Annotated in this window: 3 protein-coding genes; all 3 read right to left on the bottom strand. The window is 72.5% G+C overall.

Annotated elements, in window-relative coordinates; genetic code table 11:
- Positions 1 to 108: 108 nt before the first annotated feature.
- Complete coding sequence (locus tag ACSIH6_RS36130; protein WP_435112816.1) at positions 109 to 1,368, bottom strand: S8 family serine peptidase; 1,260 nt, start codon at positions 1,366 to 1,368, stop codon at positions 109 to 111.
- 439 nt (positions 1,369 to 1,807) lie between these two features.
- The gene (locus ACSIH6_RS36125) at positions 1,808 to 2,671 is read right to left on the bottom strand and encodes a toxin-antitoxin system YwqK family antitoxin (RefSeq protein ID WP_435112815.1); all 864 of its coding nucleotides are present in this window, start codon (positions 2,669 to 2,671) and stop codon (positions 1,808 to 1,810) included.
- Positions 2,658 to 16,973, bottom strand: a complete 14,316-nt coding sequence (locus tag ACSIH6_RS36120; protein WP_435112814.1) for an ADP-ribosyltransferase — start codon at positions 16,971 to 16,973, stop codon at positions 2,658 to 2,660. Before ACSIH6_RS36120 ends, ACSIH6_RS36125 begins: the two co-directional genes overlap by 14 nt.
- Between the last annotated feature and the right edge of the window lie 924 nt (positions 16,974 to 17,897).

Genomic DNA, 17,897 nt, shown 5'->3' with positions numbered 1-17,897 from the left:
GTGGCCGGACTCCCCCTTCTCCAGGAAGGGAGGAGGCCGGTTCCCGGAACGCACCAGGCGGGAGGGGCGTCCGGTGCGCCGGACGCCCCCTTCCGCGTCAGCTCGGTGTCAGCGCACCGGTTCGTCGGAGCGCATCGGCACCGGCTCGCCCGCGGCGGCGGGGCGCCACCCGCGCGCGCGTCCGAGCTTGATCACCGCTCCGCCCAGGACACACAGCACGATGAGCAGGAGCGCGACGGACACCACGGCGGCCGTGGGCGGCGCGTCCACCGAACCTTCGGGAGAGGGGTCGGGGACGAACCCCTCGCCCGCAACCCCGGCGGGGGTGCCGCCCGGGGCGATGGCCATCGCCGACAGCGGGTCGACCCTGCCGTGTCCCGACAGCGGGTCCGCGTCCCCCCGCGGCGAGGCGTAGGCCGTGGTGGTCAGCCGCTCGCGCACCTGCTCGGCGCTCAGGTCCGGCTCCCGCGCCATGAGCAGGGCCGCGGTCCCCGCCACGAACGCCGCGGCCACGCCGTCGCCCGCCGCGGCCACGTGGCCGCCGCCCGGGCCGGTCCCCACCACCCGGTCGCCCGGCGCGGTCAGGTCCACGCGGGCCAGGTCGCCGCTGGGCAGGACCAGCGGGCCCTGGGCCACGGGAAGGCCCTCCACGTCGTGCGCGGCCACGCTCAGCACCGACGCGTGCTGGGCGGGCTGGCCCGGCAGCGGCCCTCGGGAGGTGGGGACCGTCGCGGGGGCCACGACCACGGCGTCGGCCTCCTCGGCGGCGGCCACCGCGGACTCCAGCGCCGGGGACGCCTCCCACGTGCCCGTGCCCACCAGGACCACGCGGGCCCCCGCGTCCACCGCGCTCCCGATCCCGGCGGCGATCTCCTGCGCTGAGGCCAGACCGGTCTGGGGGCTGCCCGTGGCCACGGCCGTCACCGACGCGCCCGGGGCCACCCCGACCAGGCCGCTGCCCTCCACGGACCGGGCGGCGACCACCCCGGCCAGCGACGTGCCGAACCCCAGGCAGTCGGCGGACTGCCCGCCCTCCACGGCGTCGGCCAGTGCGGGGACGCCCCCGTCCACCTCCGGGGACAGCAGCGCCACGCCCACCCCCTCGCCGCTGCTCAGGTCGTGGGCCCGTGACAGGCCGAGGAAGTGGTGCGTCCAGGGGGTCTGCTCCACGACGTCCCCGCCGGTGGCCGCGCACGGCTGGTCGTCGGCCTTGAAGGGGTGGACCTGCGCGAGCGAGACGGGGTCCTGGGGCGCCTCGGCCGCCGCCGGAGCCGCGGGGAGGGGGGCGAGGAGTCCCAGGGCCAGCGCCGCGGCGGCGGTGCGGCGGCGCCGGGAGCGGGCCGTCCCCGGATCGGTGTGTGCGGTCACCTGACGTGTGCTCCAGACTCTCTGGGGGTGTCCTCGGGGCGCGCCCCGCACCCGACGGGGCGGCCCGGTCGGGTGCGCGGGGGCGCGTCCTCCCGTGCGGAGGCCGTGCGCGGGGCAGAGGGGCGCGGGGACCCGACCTTACGCCAGCCCTCCGCGGCGCGCCGGACTCGGGAGGCGTCCGCTGTTTCGGGGGATCCTCACCGCCGTCCCGTCGGGACTCTTCCGCAGAGGGACGGGGCTGTGACCGTCGCCGTGGGAGGGGCCGCCGTCCGTGCGGGCGGGGCCTCGGATGGGAGGGCCGACTGCGGTAGCGTACTCGGTTTCCCGTGTACGTTCGATGAGCGTCCGGTGACCGGCCCGCGTCGTTTCCCTCCGGGGCGGGGGCCCACGGGGGCGGGACGACGGCTCCGCGCCCCCGGCGCGGGAGCGCGACCGCTCCTCAGAGCCAGGGGGCGGGGTGCTCCCGGCCGGTCTCGGGGTCGCGGGCCAGGCGTGCGGGGGGCCTGCGCTCCTCGCGGGCGATGTTCCCGGCCTCGTCGAGTTCGCGGACGATGATCCGGTTGCCCAGGGCGTCGTGGACGACCTCGCGCAGGAGACGTCCCCGCTCGTCCCACTGGTGCCAGGGGCCGACCGGGCCGTGGGGGTGCTGGGTGATGCCCTGGACGACGAGCTTGCCGCTGGACGCCCAGGTCAGGGTGGGGCCGTCCTCGACGCCCCCGACGAAGGTGTGCATCTCGACCCGGCCCCGGCGGTCGAGGGTGACGGCCTCCCCGGTGTAGGGCGTGCCGCCGTGCAGGGCACGGCGACCCCGGCCCTCGACTTCGGCGGTGGTGAGGTCTCTGACGCTGACCGCGGGCAGGAAGCCTCCGCGTTCGGGGGCCCGCATGCCGGGGGCGAGCCTGATCCACTGCCAGGGCGGGAAGGCCTCATCGCCGGTGTCGGTGCCGTCGACATGCTCCTCGTGCCGCTCCTCGCCGACGAGGTTTCCGGACTCGTCCCATTCCCTGGTGATGCGCGGGCTTCCGGACGCGTCGTTGACGTGTTCGTACGCGAGGTTTCCCTCGGTGTCCCAGTAGTGCAGGGGACCGACGGGGAGCCCGTCGGCGTGGGTGTTGCCCAGAGCGATGAGCTGCCCGTTCTCGTGCCAGGAGAGCTCGGGGCCCTTCTGGACGCCTTCGACGAAGGTCTGGGCGCTGGTCTCGTGCGTGCCTGTGGTGACGGACAGTCCGGTGAAGGGCCGACCGAGGTGTGTCGCCCTTTCGCCCGGGGGGAACCGCAGGTCCGCGTGGTCAGTTCTGCGCATCGGAGGGGGTCCAGTCCGGGTAGACGACCTTGTGTTTGGGGTGGCCGACGGGGTGGGTGCTCTTTCCGGCGCGCGGCGCGGGAGCCCCCCAGGTGATCCTGCTGCAGTTCGCGCAGCAGGGGCAACCCGTGCGGGTCCATTCGTCCTCTTTGAGGGTGAACACGTTGTCGATCTGGAGGTCGCTGATCCTGGCGTTCCTCCTTGCCATGAGGAGCGCGTTGATGGCTTTGATCTCAGCGTGGCGGTCGGGTGCGTCCGGCAGGGGGAAGTAGTGTTTTTCGCCCGTTGGCTTCTTGCCCTTGTAGACGTCGTATCCGCCGGGCTTCTTCATGGCGGCGATCCTTCTCCTGATTTCGGGGTGTTCCCTGTTGGGCGGGATGAACGAGGTCCCTCTTCGTCCGTTCATGCCTTCGGCGACGAGTCCGGTGACGCGGTCGACGACGATGGAGTTGACCGCTCCCATCTCCCCTCCCAGGTCCTGGACTTCGAGGGGGACCCTGCCGTCTCTTCCTGGCCTGAACCCCGGCCTGAGCGAGGTGATTTTCACCCTGGCCCCGTTCTTCAGGAGGTCCCTGACCTCTTTCGCGCGTGCTTCCACGAGGTTGAACTGGAAGTCTTCGAGGGGTTTCCCGTCGACGGTGGCGATTTTTCCTTCGGCGTCTCTTGTGACGCGTGTTTCGGGAATTTTGCCGATGATGCGGCCGTCGTTGAGGTTTTCCGGGAACCGGTGGTTCTCCGTGGTGGTGTCGTCGAGTCCGGCCAGGTTGATGGCTGAGTCGGGGTCTCCTCTGCGGGGCGGGGCGCTGCTCTGCGGTGCGGGGGGCTGGGTGGTGTCCCTGGTCGGGTTCTGGGGTGTGCCGGTGGGTTGTGGGGTGCCGGTGTTGCCGAAGAGGTGTTGGGAGGTGCCGCCGCCCCAGACGGGGCGCGGTGGCGCGCTGGCGGGAGGCTGGTCGCCGCCTTGGGAACTGGCGGGAGCGGGTGCGGTGGGTTGGCCGCTGGCTGGTGCCGCGGGGGGCTGGGTGGTGTCCCTGGTCGGGTTCTGGGGCGTGTTGGTGGGTTGTGGGGTGCCGGTGTTGCCGAAGAGGTGTTGGGAGGTGCCGCCGCCCCAGACGGGGCGTGGTGGCGCGCTGGCGGGAGGCTGGTCGCTCGCGCCCGCCGCGGGGGGCTGCGGGGTGCCGCCGCTCTGGGCGGGTGGGTCGGCGGGTGCGTTCGGGGGCGTCTGGTTGTCTCCCCACGGGTTACGGGGCGGGTCGCCCTGCGGGTTCCCCGAACGGCCGTTGTCCCCGAACACGGGCATGACCAGGAAGTCGGTCATCGAGCTGGGCAGGGGCTGGTCGAAGCCGGCCTTGGGGTTGAGCAGACCCAGGAAGTCGTCGGGGGAGGGCTTGGAACCGAGGGCGTCGGGGAAGCCGTTCTCCTTGTCCGGGGACTTCGGGTCCATGGAGTCGGAGGGGGAGCCGTCCTGGTCCCGCGGCGGTCGGACCTGCGGTTCGTCCAACGTTGAGTCGCGGGGCCGCTGTAGCGGTGTGTCGGGGAGGTCGTACAGGGACAGGTCGTCATCGCTGTCGTAGCCGTCCGAGTCCGTGTCCGGGACCAGGTCCGGAACCGGGTCCGCGTCGGGGTCGGTGTCGCGACGGACCGGGCTCCCCCCGCGGCTGCGGTTCGTGCCGCCCTGGTGGCCTCCACGTGGGGAACGGTCCTCTTCCCCCTGCCTCCCGCGGCCCTGCCCCCCGGAACCGTCCCGGTCCCCGGAACGGTCGCCCGAACGGTCATCGGAAGCGCCATCATCACCGGTCCTGCCGCTGCCACCGCTGCCGCCCTGGTCGCCTTCGCCTTCGGAGCGGTCACGGCCGGAGCCCCCGTCGCCGCCGCTCCGGTCTCCGCTGTTCCCCCCGGAGCGATCCCTGTCGGGACCGCCGTCGTCGCCGTCCCCGTCCTCGCGTTCGTCCTTGGTGTCGGTGGGTACGTCCTCGGACTCCTCCTCGGTGTCCTCCTTCTTCTCCTTCTCCTCGTCCTGCGTGTGCTCGGGGTCCTTCGCCGTCTCCCCCTCCTCAGGCTCGGGCTGTCTCCGGGACGGATCGGACCCGGCCACCTCGGGCGCTGTCTCGGGGGACGAGGTCTCCTGGGCCTGGTCGTCGTTGACGGCCGGGGCGGACTCGGTCGTCGTCCCCTCGCCGGAGGGGGCGTGCGTGGTTTCCTGCGCGGAGCGGTTGTCCCCGTTGTTCGCGGGACCGTTCAACTCCTGGTCGAAGAACGCGAACAGGCCGGACACCGGGTCGGAGGTCGGGGGAGCCTGTTCCGCCGGGGGCGCGGTCCCCTCCGGCCGGGAGGTGCCCGTGCGGTCCTGGGGCAGGGCGGAGGAACCCCCGTCGTCCCGGTTCTGGGTGAGGGGCCGGGTGGTGGGAGTCTGTTCGGGTGCTGGTTGGGGCTGGGCGCTGGAGGTCTCCTCGGGGGCGGGTTGGGGTTGGGTGCTGGGGGCCTGTTCGGGTGCCGGTTGGGGCTGGGTGGTGGGGGCTTCCTCAGGGGACGGCTGGGACTGGGTGCTGGAGGTCTCCTCGGGGGACGGTTGGCTCGGTTGCGTGGTCGTTTGGCTCTGCTGCGAGCTGTTGGGGTCCGGGTTCGTCCCGGCCGGGGCGGGGGAAGACGGTTCCTCCTGTGCGCTCTCCGTCTGCGGGACGGGCTGGTCCTCAGGGTCGCGGTGCGTCCCGGTCTGATCGGGGGAGCGCTGTGGGCCGTGGTCGCCCGTCAGACCGGTGTCCGCCGGGGACGGCTGGTCGCCCTCGGACGGTGTCGGCCGCGGCTGCTGGTTCTGGCCTTCGACGGGCCGGTCCTGCTGTTGCGGTGCGCTCGGGGCCGTGGAGGACCCGGGCAGGACGGTGGTGTCGGACTCCGGGGGGAAGCGCTGTGCTCTCTGGGCTTCGAGCCAGGCGATGTCGTCGGGGCCGCCCAGGTCCATGGGGTGCCGGAACCCTTCGGGGACGGGCGGGCCCACCGCCAGGGACCGTTCCGTGAGCGATCGCACCAGCTGACTGCGTTCTTCCCCGCTGAGCGAGGCTGCCTCCGGGTAGTGCCTGTCGAGCCAGCGGGTGCGCGGCGCCTCCTCCTCGTCACTGACGTCGTACAGGTTCTCCTCATCGTTTGCCGTGTACCTGTCGGCGGCGCTGTCGACGCGCTCCGGGACAGGGCCGCGACGGGTCTCGGCCTGGTCGCCGGGCAGGGCCGGCTCGTGCGGGGACGGCCCGTTCCCGTTCTCCCCGGTCGGCGCCGCCGCCCTCGGTCTCCGGACCGTCGCGGACTCGGGCCGTGTGTGCGTTTCGGAGGAGGGGCCCGAACGCTGGTCCGTGTGGCTGAGGGGCCCCTTCGTCTGGTTGCGTGAGTGGCGTTCCGGGCGGTTGCCGGCGGGGGCGGCCTCGTCGCGGGAGGAGCGGTGCGGGCCGTGGACGACCCTGCCCATCACCATGTCCCGCGCCAGTTTCTGCCGCGCCCTTTCAAGCACCTCGGCCGGGCTCGGCTGAGGTGCTTTCCTCGGCACGTCTTCCTGCGGCCGGGTGCTGGGGTCCGGGCCGGGGGTGTCCAGGAGGCCGGGTCGGGTCTCGCGCTGTCCGGTGTCGTCCGCGGGCCGCTGGTCGTCGTCCCCGGGCGGCCGGGTGTCGCGCTCGGGCAGCTCGGTGATCGCGGGGTCCGGGGTGTCCCGCTGCGGGGGCTGGGGAGGCGCTTCCTCCTCCCTGGTCTCCCGCGGTCGGATGTTGAGGTCCGAGCCGAGGGCGTCCAGGAGGTCCGGGGCGGCGCCGCGCTGTCCGGTGCCCCGTTCGGGCTGTCGGCCCTCCTGCTCGGGTTGCCGGTTGTTCCGCTCGGGCAGCTCGATGGCCTCGGGGTCGGCGGCGGGGTCATCGGCGTTCTGCTGCGGGGCCGGGGCCGGGGGAGACGGCGGCTCCTCCTGGATGGTGTCGAGGTCCGGTGCGGTCGCGGTGCGCGGCCTGGGCAGGGACGAGAGGTCACCCAGGCCGTCGCGCAGCCCCCGGAGCGCCGTCACCCAGTCGCGTACCGCCTCGTTGAAGTCCTCCCGTCGGTCCTCGTAGGCGGTCTCCAGGTTCCTGTAACGCTCCTGGACCCGCGGGTCGTCGGGTGCGGCGATGCGGTCGGAGGACGCCTGGTCCAGAGGCCAGCGCGCTTCGAGGTAGGCCTTCTCCGCGTCTCCGAGCGCCTGCTGGATCTGAGTGAAACGCTCGGTCAGGGGGGCGATCCGGGTGGCGTGGTCGGGCGTGATGACGCCCATCCTCACCGCGTCGCCGTGGGAGATCCACCTGGTCGTCTTGACGGTGGTCTGGCCCTGCTGCCACCGGGCGGGGCGGGACGGGACGGACGAGGGGGTGCTCCGGCCGCCGAAAGCGCCTCGTACCGCCCTGCCCGCGGACGCGGCCTTGTCCCCGACGTAATGTGCCGAGCGCTTGTACCAGGGGCCGCTCACCTCGGTCCTGGCCCCGATGAACACGTCGGTGTCCATCTCCACCAGGTAGCCGGGGCCGGTACGGACGCGGTCGGAGTGGGGCGGCTCCTTCGGCCTGCTCCCCCGTGCGGTGTCGCCTCCGGACGTGGACGATCCCGTGTTGTTGACCGAGCCGTAGTGGGTGGCCGTCGTCGGAGGCCCCGTTCCGGTACGCCCCGAGGGGCGCGCCTCGAAACCCATGGTCGTCGTGGACGACTCGTTGTGGAACGGGGAGAAGGTCCTGCTCGTCTCCGAGGAGTCGGTCAGGCGCATGCTCGGGTTGTAGTCCTTGATGCGCGCTGTCTCCGGATGGGACATGGCGCGCATCATCCACGTGGTCGGGCCCAGCTCGGGCAGTTCGGCGCCCGTCTTCGAGCTGGCCTCGGCGAAGGAGGCTTTGATGCCGAGTTCGGTGAGCGTCTGGTCGATGGCGTTGTTGCGGGAGTTCAGCTTGAGCTTGTCCGCGACGTAGTTGGCCGCCTTCTTGACAGCCTCCGGGGTGTAGCGCCCTTCGTGGACCGAGTCCGCGGACGGGTTCCAGCCCCACGACTTCGCCAGGACGATCCGGCCGAGGTCGAGGACGTCCTTGCCCTTGTTCTCGACGGACGCGAGCAGGGTCAGGGCGTCGTCGAAGGCGTCCCGGGACTGCGGACCCCCGGCAGGTGTCAGGGAGCGCGCCATGTCGGTCAGTGAGGCGTGGTTGTTGTTGGAGGGGTTCTCCGGAGCGGTCCGGTTCCCCGTCTGCCGACCGCCGGGTTGTTGCTGTCCTCCGGGCTGTCTGTTGTCGTTTCCGTCGGTGGACGTCCGGGGGATGTTGTTCCCCTCGGCCGTGCTCGCTTCGTTGCCCAGGTCCAGGGAGAAGGCCGGGTAGAGCTCCTGCGCCCGGCCCGAGTTCCCCGTACCGGTGAAGTTACGCCCGCGCGAGCTCGGGTTCTCTCCCAGGAGGGGGTTGGCCTTGCCCTGCTTCTCGGAGATGTGCAGGTCGAGCGTCAGCCGCGTGTCCGACGACACCCGTGCGTAGGGCGTCTCCATGGTCAACTGGGTGGAGCGCTTGTCCGTGTCCCGGACGATCCCGCCGTCGCCGCGCGCGTTCGTCGTGGTGCCGTCACCCTGTAGGCCCATCAGGTAGGGGCGGCTCGACGGGGCGGTGCCCCCGGGCTGGTCGCCCCCCGACTGGGGCAGCGGGTTCAGGAGCGAGCCGTGAGCCCCGTGGAACGCGGAGCTCTCGCTGCCCTGCTGGAGCCTGTCCCCTTCCTCCGAGCCCTGACGCTGGCGGTACTCCGTCTTGCCGCCCAGGTACTCGACCTTCGCGTTGCTCCTGTCGAGCCGCAGCTTCACGGTGGCGTCCAGGGACAGCGGCGCGGTCGTCGGGGAGTTGAGGTTCCCGATCGAGTGGTCGATGGGGCTGATCTTCACCGTCACCGGCATTCCGGTGTTGGGGTTGAGCCCGGTGTGGGAATTGAGGGCTTTGAGGATGATCTCCCGGCTGCCCTTGGTCAACTGCCAGCCCTGTGAGGCCAGGTCGTCGACGAGGTTCTGGATGGCCTCGTCGGGGTTGACCGGATCGAGCATCGTGCCGGAGTCCTCGAAACCCGGGCGCGGTTTCACGGACCCGGGCGGATCCGGTTCGGGCTGGGGGACGCGGACCAGTTCGCCGTCGACCTCCTGGACCTTGTCCTCGACCATGCCCGACGCGTGGGCGTCGCGGACGTGGATCAGCCCTGTTTCCAGATTGTCGGAGTCGGCCTGGAAGCCCCGGTAACGCGCGGCGCGGGGGAACGTCGGCCCGATGCTCCAGTTCTTGACGAACTCCATCGCCTGCGTGATGCGCCCCGAGGCGGAGTAGGAGTACGACATCGGGATCTTGGGGTGGAACTCGATCGACTCGTTGAACCTCGACGTGGGCTTGGTGATGGTGTAGCGGTCGAACAGGCTCTTGCCCGCGGAGGGGCCGAGCTGGATCAGGGGGGCGCTCGCGGAGTTGGGTGCGGGCGCGGTCCCGCCCGCGGGCTGCTCGGCCGGCTGGATGGGATTGGGGTTGACCCGGCCGCCGCCCGTGGCCAGGAAGGTCAGGTCGGTCCTCTTCCCGTCCCTGGAGAACGTCTCCAGGGTGTTCTTGCTCTTGAAGACGACCGCGCCGTCGGACTGCTCGAAGCGGTCGACCGAGTCGATGTCGAGCCGGGTGGACGACGTCGTGCGGAGGTGCATCGGGGAGAGCGGGCCCCCACTCTTCTCCGTGCGGGTGCGCGCGCCGTTGGAGGAGCGCGCCGCCGGGTTGTCCGCGAGGTTCTCCGGGGAGAGCGCGTTCTCGTAGAACCGTCGGCTTCCCTCGCCCCGCCTCAGGAAGTGCCGCAGCTTGCGCTCGGTGCCGAGCCCTCTGGAGGGACGCTGGCCGCCCGCGCCCCTCTCCCAGGGCGCGGTGGAGGAGAAGCTCTCGTAGGTGGCTTCGAGCAGGCTGCTCACCCGGTTGCCGTCACCGGTGGTGAACCGGGTGTTGACGTGCTCGACGGTGGCGGGGGTGTCGCGGAGCTTCTCGGCCCGGCGCTGTTCGATGGGGCGGGTGTCGGGGGCGTTCTCCGCCGGGTTCCGCTGCCCGGTGGTGGTCTGCGCGGTCTCGGTGTTCGGTGCCGGGGTGGTGTCGGTGTTCTGCTGGCCGGTGGTGCCGTCTGTGGTTTCCGTCGCCGGCGGTCTCCGGACGTCGTCGTTCTGGGAGCCGGTGTTCTGCTGGCCAGTGGTGTCCGCAGCGGTGTCGGTGTTCTGTTGCCCGGTGGTGGTCTGCGCGGTTTCGGTGTTCGGCTGGTTGGTGTTGGTGTTGGTGTTGGTGTTGGTGTTGGTGCCGGGGGCGGGTGTTCGCTGGCCGTCACCGGACTGGGAACCGGTGTTCTGCTGTCCGGTGTTCTGCTGCCCAGTGGTGTCGCGCTGCCCGGTGGAGTTCTCCGGCGCCGGGGCGGGGACCCGCTCTGCCGGGGGAGGCTGGCTCCGCCCCCCGCCGAACCACCTTTTGACCGTTCCGGTCACGTCGCGCGTCTTGTGGACCATGCCCGGAGTCGGCCTCGTGGGGCCGTCGATCATCTCCTGGGCCTGGTCGACCGGTATCGGCCGGATCCGGGTGACCCGCGGGGCGGGGGCGGTGTTGTCCCGGCCGCCGCGTTCCCCGCCCGGCACCGCCTTGGCCGTGTCCATCGTGGCCAGCGCCTCGATCGGGCGGTTGAGCAGGTCCTGTCCGCGGTCGGCCAGCGGCGTGTCACCGCCCAGGACCATGCCGAGGTCGTCGTCCTGGTAGAGCCTCGCCCTGAACCGGACCCCGGAGTTCCAGACACTGGAGTCCTCCGCGTACTGGATGGTCCTCTCGCTCTGGGACTTCATGCCCAGGCCCCGGCTCTTCCCCTTGGTGTCGCTCATCTGGAGGGCGACCGAGAACACGCCGCCGTCGCTCGGGTTGTCGGCCGCGTCGACGGCGTCGATCCGGCGGATGTAGCCGCCGGAGGAGAGCCGGACCGTCTTGCGCTTCTGTGAGCCGTCCGCGGTGGTGCGCTCGGACGAGCCCGCGTACTCGCCTCCGGTACCCCTCGTGGTCTCTCCCACGTGTCTGAGCGAGGAGAAGTCCGCGCTGATGCGTACCGCGACGAACGGAGAGCGCACCACTTTCTGGCCCGACTTGAAGAGCGCGCTGGGGTCGAACCTTCCCGTGTCGATCAGGTGGACGGGCTGGCCGTGCAGTGTCAGGCCGTCCATGCCGCTCTTGAAGTCGGACGCGGAGATCGCGTCTATGACCCTGTGGGTGTTGAAGACGGCGGTCTCGTGGTCGCGTCGGAAGGGATGGTGCTCGCGTGTGGAACCGGTGAACCGGCCCGTGTTCTCGTGACCGGGCCGCTTGGCGAAGTTCTTCGGGTCGCGGGCCATGTCGGGCAGGACTATGCCGGGCAGCTTGTTGGCCAGCCCGGTCAACACCTGGTGCGCGATGTGCTGGTAGATGCTGCGCTGCTGCCCGTCGACGTCGCGGTACTGGCTGCCGTCGGGCCAGGTGAAGTCGCGGGGCACGGCCCCGTGGAAGGTGACCGGGTGGTCCTCGGCCAGGTTCGGACGAGGGGGCCGCAGGGTCTCGGGCCGCCCCTCCCCGTTGGGACGCCCCTCGGGGGGTTGCTGTCCGGGCGGCCGTTCCTGTTCCGGGGCGTTCTCCCGCTGCTGGCCGCGCTCCTCGGTCCCGGTGTTCCCGTTCCGGTCGTCGCCGCCCGGCGCGCTTCGGTTCCCGTCGGTCCCGGGCTGCTGGTTCCCGGTGGCGTCGGGAGCGGTCCCGGGAGGGTTCACCGTCTCGGGCGTCGTGCCGCCACCCTCGGTCCGGACGGGAGCCGGGGGCGCGGGCACCTTGTCCGAGGGCTCGTCCCCGTTCAGGATGCGGGCCTCCTGGACGGTGAGGATCTCGACGGTGTCGCCCTGGAAGCGGTACACCTCGGGTTCGCCGTCGAAGTGCACGTAGTAGTTGCGCTGCACGTCGTAGGCGGACGACTCGGTCTTGCCGTAGTTCATGCGGTTGACCGCTCCGGACGACACCTGCGAACTCTCCGCGGTCGACCGGCCCCGCACACCCCCCTCCACGGCTATCGCGTCGACACGGGCCTTGTGGGTGCCGCCCACGGCCCCCGCGTCGACGCTGACGCCCGCGCCCAGGGTCCCGCCGAGGAAGTCGCTGTGCCGGACGGAGCTCCCGCTCTCGCGTTCGGCCTTGTTGCCCTTGATGTACTTCGCGGGCTGGATGGTGTGGGGCTTGACGTCGTAGGCGGTGGGCACGGACTGGATGCTCACCAGCCGGGGCCTGCCCGAGGGGTCGGTGACCGTGAAGACCGCGGGTGCCGAGGTCATCTCCGACAGGTTGTTGCGGATGGACTTCTTGGAGAAGGTCCCCCCGACCTGGTCGTGGAAGGCGTCCAGCTTCTGCTGCCTGCGCCTGTCGACGAACCCGGGCGTCACCCTGTCGACCGCGGACTTCCACCACCCGCGGTCCTGCTCCGGGGACCACAGGTGGTCGGCGATCCAGTCGGGGAAGGACCTGTCGGAGGAGCCGTCGCTCAACCGGATGTCGCCGACCGACACGGGGTGGCCCTTGTCCGCGTGCGGTCCCACGGGCCTGCCGTCGTTGTTCCGGCCGCGCTGGTGCTCCTCGGTCGCGAAGGGGTCGCGCAGGCGGATCGTCTCCGGACCGGTGTTGGCCACGACCTCGCCCGGAAGGACCAGGACCACCCCGTTGGCGGATTCGGCCCGGGAGTTCACGGCCCGGTCCGGCGGGGTGGTGTCGTTCGCTGCTGCGTTGTCGTTGGGAGCGGTGTTGTCGGTCGGGGCGTTGCCGTTCGCCGGGGTGGTGCCGCTGCCCGGCGCCTGTGTCGGGGGGACGTGGACGGGCGTCAGGTCGAAGGACATGGTCAGGTCGGAGGCGTAGACCTCGGGTTTGCCCTTGATCTCGTAGCTGCTGTAGCCGTCGTGGAGGCTGACCGCCGTGTCCACGGACTGCCGCTGGCGCGTTCCCCCCGAGAAGCTGAACGTGAAGCGGGGGCCGATGTCGGCGCCGCCCACCGTCCCGAGAAGCAGGGGGGAGACCTGGAACCCCATGCCGACGAACTTGGTGCCGCCGTGGCTGCCGCTGCCCTCGGCGGGGTTGGCCTCCCCGGCCTCGTCCACCAGCTTCAGTTCGGTGGAGTTCGAGCCCTCCCTCGGCTGGGTGGGCGCGTGGTGGAAACCCTCGTGGGAGGAGCTCAGCCGCAGGTCCGCCCGCCATGTGGAGCCGTCCGCTCCGCTGACCGTCGTGGAGAACCCCTCCGGCTGGAAGAACACGCCCGTCTGCTCGCGCACCTGGGCGTCGATTCGCTCCCTGACCGTGTCGCGCACCGTGGCGTCGACGTGTCCGGCGTCGTTGGTGAGGGTGTCGTCCACGAACGAACGCAGGCGCTCGGCGTGGATCATGCTGGAGTTGACCAGGTTGGACGTCAGCAGGTAGCCGAGGTCGTAGGAGGTGTCCGTCCGCTCCGGCCGCACGGAACCCGGGTAGTTCCGGGGCGGCGGCTCCTCGCGTCGCCGGGTGTCGCCGGTGTCGGTCTGCGGGCGATCCGTCTCCGTGCCGACGGTGGTGGTGCGGGGGTCCTCCGGCGGAGGAGGGGGCGTGCGTTCCGTGTCCTCGGTGTTCGTGGTGGTGTCGGTGTTCTCTTGCTGGGGCGGCGGAGGCTGTTCCGTGTCCCTGGTGTCCCTGGTGTTCGCGGTGGTGTTGGTGTTCTCTTGCGGGGGTGGGGGCGGTTGTTCCGTACCCGTGGTGTCCACCGCGTTCACGGGGTCTGTGGTGGTGGCGGTGTCGTGCTCGTGCTGTGGGGACGGTGGGGGTGTGTGTTCTGTGTCCGTGACGTCGGTGTCGACGGGTGTTACCACCGTTTGGACGGTGTCGTTCTCGGTGAGAACGGGTGCGGGTGGCGGCGGAGGCTGTTCCGTGTCCTCGGTGTTCGTGGTGGTGTCGGTGTTCTCCTGCTGGGGCGGCGGAGGTTGCTCCGTGCCCGTGGCGTCCACCGTCTCGACGGACCCTGTGGTGGTGCCGTGTTCGTGCTGTGGGGACGGTGGGGGTGTGTGTTCTGTGTCCGTGACGTCGGTGTCGACGGGCCGCACCGACGGCTCCTGTTCGGTGCCGTCGTTCTCGGCCGGTGCGGGTGCGGGTGCGGGAGGCGGAGGAGGCGCGCCCTCCTCGTGTTCTCCGCTCCTGGTCCGCGCCTCCTCCGTGGGCACGCGCGTCTCGGCCTCGGTCGGCGCGGGCGGGCGCACCGCCTCCTCCGTCGTCTCCCCGGTCCTGGTGGTCGGCGGGTCCGGCGGTGCCGCCTGTCCCCGCGAAACGCCGGTCTCGGCAGGGGCGGCCTCGGTGGTCTCGTCGTCCGTGTTCGGCTCGGGCGCCGACCGGGCCGGAACCGGCCGCGGGGACGGTCCGGCCCCGGGGCCGGAGGACTCCTCCCCGGTCACCGGTCCGCTCCGGACGGGCGGGGTCTGCGTGTTGAGGGCGCTGTGGAACGTGTCCAGGGGCGAGCCCGTCGCGGGGTGCGCCCCCGGCCCTCGCTCCGTCCGGTCGCTCGGGGGTGTGCCGGTCGCGGGGCCGGGCGCCTCCGCCAGATCCGGCTCCGCGTCGTCGGTGTCGGTCAGTCCCAGGCCGCGGGCGAGGGAGTCGAGGTCGGCGCCGCTCGTCTCGGTGCCGTCCCCGTCCGGGTCCCGTACCTCTCCGGCGATGTCGGTCACGGCGAAGGCGAAGGGGTTGTTGGAGCCGGTCGGGTCGGAGAGCCCCATCGCGTTCATGCGCGTGTTCAGTCTCATGCGCGCCGCGGAGCCCGGAGGGGTCAGGTCGGCGATGGACCGCGCCCGGTCGAGGGCGGCCGCCGTCGCGGCGGCGTCGCCGCGGGAGGCGGTCACGTCGCTGAGCGCGATACCGACGGCGATGCTCGCGGCCACGTTGACGGTGCGGGTGAGGCTCTCGTGCCGGTCGGCCGCGTCCTCCGCGGCCGTGATCGCGGCGCTGCGCCGGGTGTCCGCCGCCTCGGCGGCCGCGCGCGCCTCCCCGACCCGGATCCCGGTATCGTGCCCGGTGGTCCGTGCGGTGCGGGCGGCGGTGTCGGCGGCGTCGTAGGCGATGTGGGAGGCGCGTTCGGCGTCGTCGCGCGCGGTGTCGGCGTCCGAGACCCGTGTGAGGGCCGTGTCGCGCTCCCGTGCGGCGTCGGTGATCCGGTCCGGGTCCTCGGGGTCCACCTCGGGCGGCTCGGGGACCGCGTCCCGGGCCGCGGCCGCGTCGGCGGCACCGTGCGCGGCGACGCTCTCCGCGGCGGCGGCGAGGTCCGCGGCCAGGGCGATCGTGGCCGCGACCGCCTCCGGTGCGGTGTCGGCGATCTCCCAGGCCCGGTCCGCCAGCCGCTCGGCCCCGTCCCGCACCTGTTCGAGGCGGCCGATCGCCGCGGTCCGGCCGGGGCCGTCGGCATCCCGCAGAGCGGAGGCCAGGTCCGCGGTGAAGCGTTCCGCCGCCCCGCGTATCCCGGCCAGGGCCGCTGCCGTGTCATCCGCGTCCAGGGCCCGGTCGATGCGGTCCAGCACCTCGCCCGTCCAGGCCGGGGCCGCGGCGGCCCCGTCGTCGTGCGCGGGGGGCAGGATCTCGGCGTGGAAGAGGTAACCGCGCCCCCAGGGCTCGACCTCGGTGATCCGGTAGCGGGTCCCCCGGGTGAGGATCACCTCGCGCTCGCCGGGGTGTTCGCTCCGGTCGCCGACCCACAGCCCCCGGGCGCCTTCCGGCACGGTCAGCCGCATCAGGTCGATGGGGGAGCCGCCCGCCGCGGACGGAACGGTACCGAGGGAGACCGAGAAGTACCCCTGTTCCACGTGAGTGGTCCCCGCGAGGGTGCGGGGATCGGTGCTGCCCTCGCCCAGCAGGTGCTGGTGGTGGTACATGCCGTGCACGGCCTCGAAACCCTCGGGGAAGGGCTGGCCGGTGGCGCGGTCCAGGCGCCGGAGCAACGCCAGGACTTCCGAGGAGTCGGGGAAGTGCGCCGGTTCCCCGCCCTGGGCGAGGGATTCGGCGATCCGGCCCGCGTGTCCGGAGCGCTCGTGGAGGTTCGCCAGCGCCGCCTCCGGGTACGGGCTGTCGAGGACGCCTCGCACGATCCGCTCCTGTTCGGGACTCAGCCCGCCCCGCTCCACGGCTTCCTCCAGCCGTGCCAGGTCGGGCCACCGGCCGCCGCCGATCTCGTAGACCTGCCATCCGGGGTGGGACCGGCTCTCGTCCCGGATCCGGTCCAGTTCGGCCTGCACCGTCGCCTCGCTGAGCGGGCTCAGCCGTGTGAAGCTGTTCAGCCAGGAGGACCGGGTGTAGGCGGAGACCGCGTCCTGGGCCGCGAAGGGGAGCGCGTCGAAGGTGTTGGGGTTGTAGCCGGGGTCGTGCAGGAGGTCGCCGTAGCGGTCGGCTTCGGCACCGGTCGGCAGTCGGCGGATCGTCCCGGACCTGGACCCGGACGCGGCGGGGTCGTCGGTGTTCGTCGCTGTCCGGCCCGGCGTCGACGATTCCCCGGACCGTCCTTCCGAGGCCGATGCGTCTCCGTCGCCGTCCATCAGCGCTGTGTTGACGGTCGTCACCGTGTCCGGTGCGCCGTAGGGGGAGGGTCCCCGGTCCGCGGGGTCCTGCGTCGCGTAGCGGACGTAGTCCGTCGTGAGCCGCCCGCCGGGCTGCCAGAGCCGGGCGCGGACCGGGTCGTGGCGGTCCCGGAGGTGGCGGTCGATGCCGCGGGCCAGGACCTCGGCGTCCCGGACGCGTTCGGGAGGGACGGACTCGCCGCTCAGCGGGACGCGCCTGTCGGACGGATCGGAGACGACGTACACCAGTGCCTGCGCTAGCGCGCGCGCCTCGCGGATGGAGCGGTTCTCCGGGGCCGGACCGCCGACCGGTCGCAGCAGCCTCCAGAACTCGGCTCCCAGCGCCCGCGCCCTGGGAATGTCCTTGTCCGCGAGGGCCCGGGTGAGTTCGGGCAGGCGGTCCAGGACCGACGCGGCGCGGGCGTCGGCCCCCGGATCGATCCCGGAAGCGGTGGGGTCGGTGCGCGTCTCTCCGGGGGTGTTGGAGCCGCTGTCCGCCGCGCGCTCGGGTCCGGCGGCGGGCGGTGCCGGAGGCGCGTCCGTGTCCGTGCTCCGCGTGGGGACCGGCGTGCCCTCGGTCGTGTCGGGCGTCGTGACCTCGGCGGCGGGCGGGGCGTCCCCGGCGCCCGGTACCGGCGCCCCGCTGTTCTCCGTCGGCGGGGCTGCGGTCTCCCAGCTGTCGGCCATGGCTGGGGGCTCCACGGTGGCGGGAGGGGGCGAGCCGTTCCGCTCCGGACCGGCCTCCCCGTCGGGGAGCGGTTCCGGACGGGACCGCGGCGTCTCCTGATCCTGCGGGACACCGTCCGTGTTCCGGGACAGGGCCGCTCCGGACGTCTCGCCCTCTCCGGCGGGGGCGTCCTCGCGGCTCTCCTCGCCGTCCTGCTCCTGGCCGTCCCCCTCCTCGGCGGGGGCCTCCCCGTGGCCGGACCCGGCGTCGTCGTCCGTGCGTTCGCCGTCCTCGCCGTCCTGGTGGTCCGACCCGTCACCCTCCTGGTGGTCGGATCGGTCGTTGTCCTCGTCCCCTGACCGGTCCCCGTCGCTTCGGTCCCTGTTGTCGTCGCCCCGGTTCTCGCCGTCTCCGGAGCGGTCGCCGCTCTCCTCGCCTGACCGCTCGCCGTCGCCGGACCGGTCCCCGCCGTCACCGGACTGGTCCTTGTCGCGGTCCTGGGAGCGGTCGTCGTTCCCGGAGGTCCCCTCATCGCGCTCATCGGACCGTTCGCCGTCGCGTTCGGAGGGGTTGTGTCCGGTGTCCTCCGTGTCCTGGGGCGATCCGCTCTCGGTGACGGGAGATGGGGGCGGTGGGATATCGGCCGGTGAGGTCTCTTGTCCGGGGGCGGGTGCGGTGTCGGGGTTCGCCCGCTGTGCGTCCGTCGAGCTGTCCGGGTTGTCCTGGCCGGTGGTGTTGCCGGTGCTCTCGGTCTCCGGAACGGGTGGGGCACTCTCCGTGGCGATCTGGGGGCCGCCGCCTTCGTGGAGTGACCGGTTGGTGGAGGAGTCCGTGGTGCGGGTGTCGCCGGTGCGCTGGGGTGAGCGTTCACCGTTGTTGCGTTCGGTGGGTGTGGAGCGTTGGCCGGTGTCGGAGGCCGGGTTCTGCGGGGCGGGCGGCGGGGT

Source organism: Nocardiopsis synnemataformans (genome assembly GCF_965343085.1).
Taxonomy (GTDB): Bacteria; Actinomycetota; Actinomycetes; order Streptosporangiales; family Streptosporangiaceae; genus Nocardiopsis; species Nocardiopsis alborubida.
This window is presented reverse-complemented; position numbering and strand designations above follow the sequence as displayed.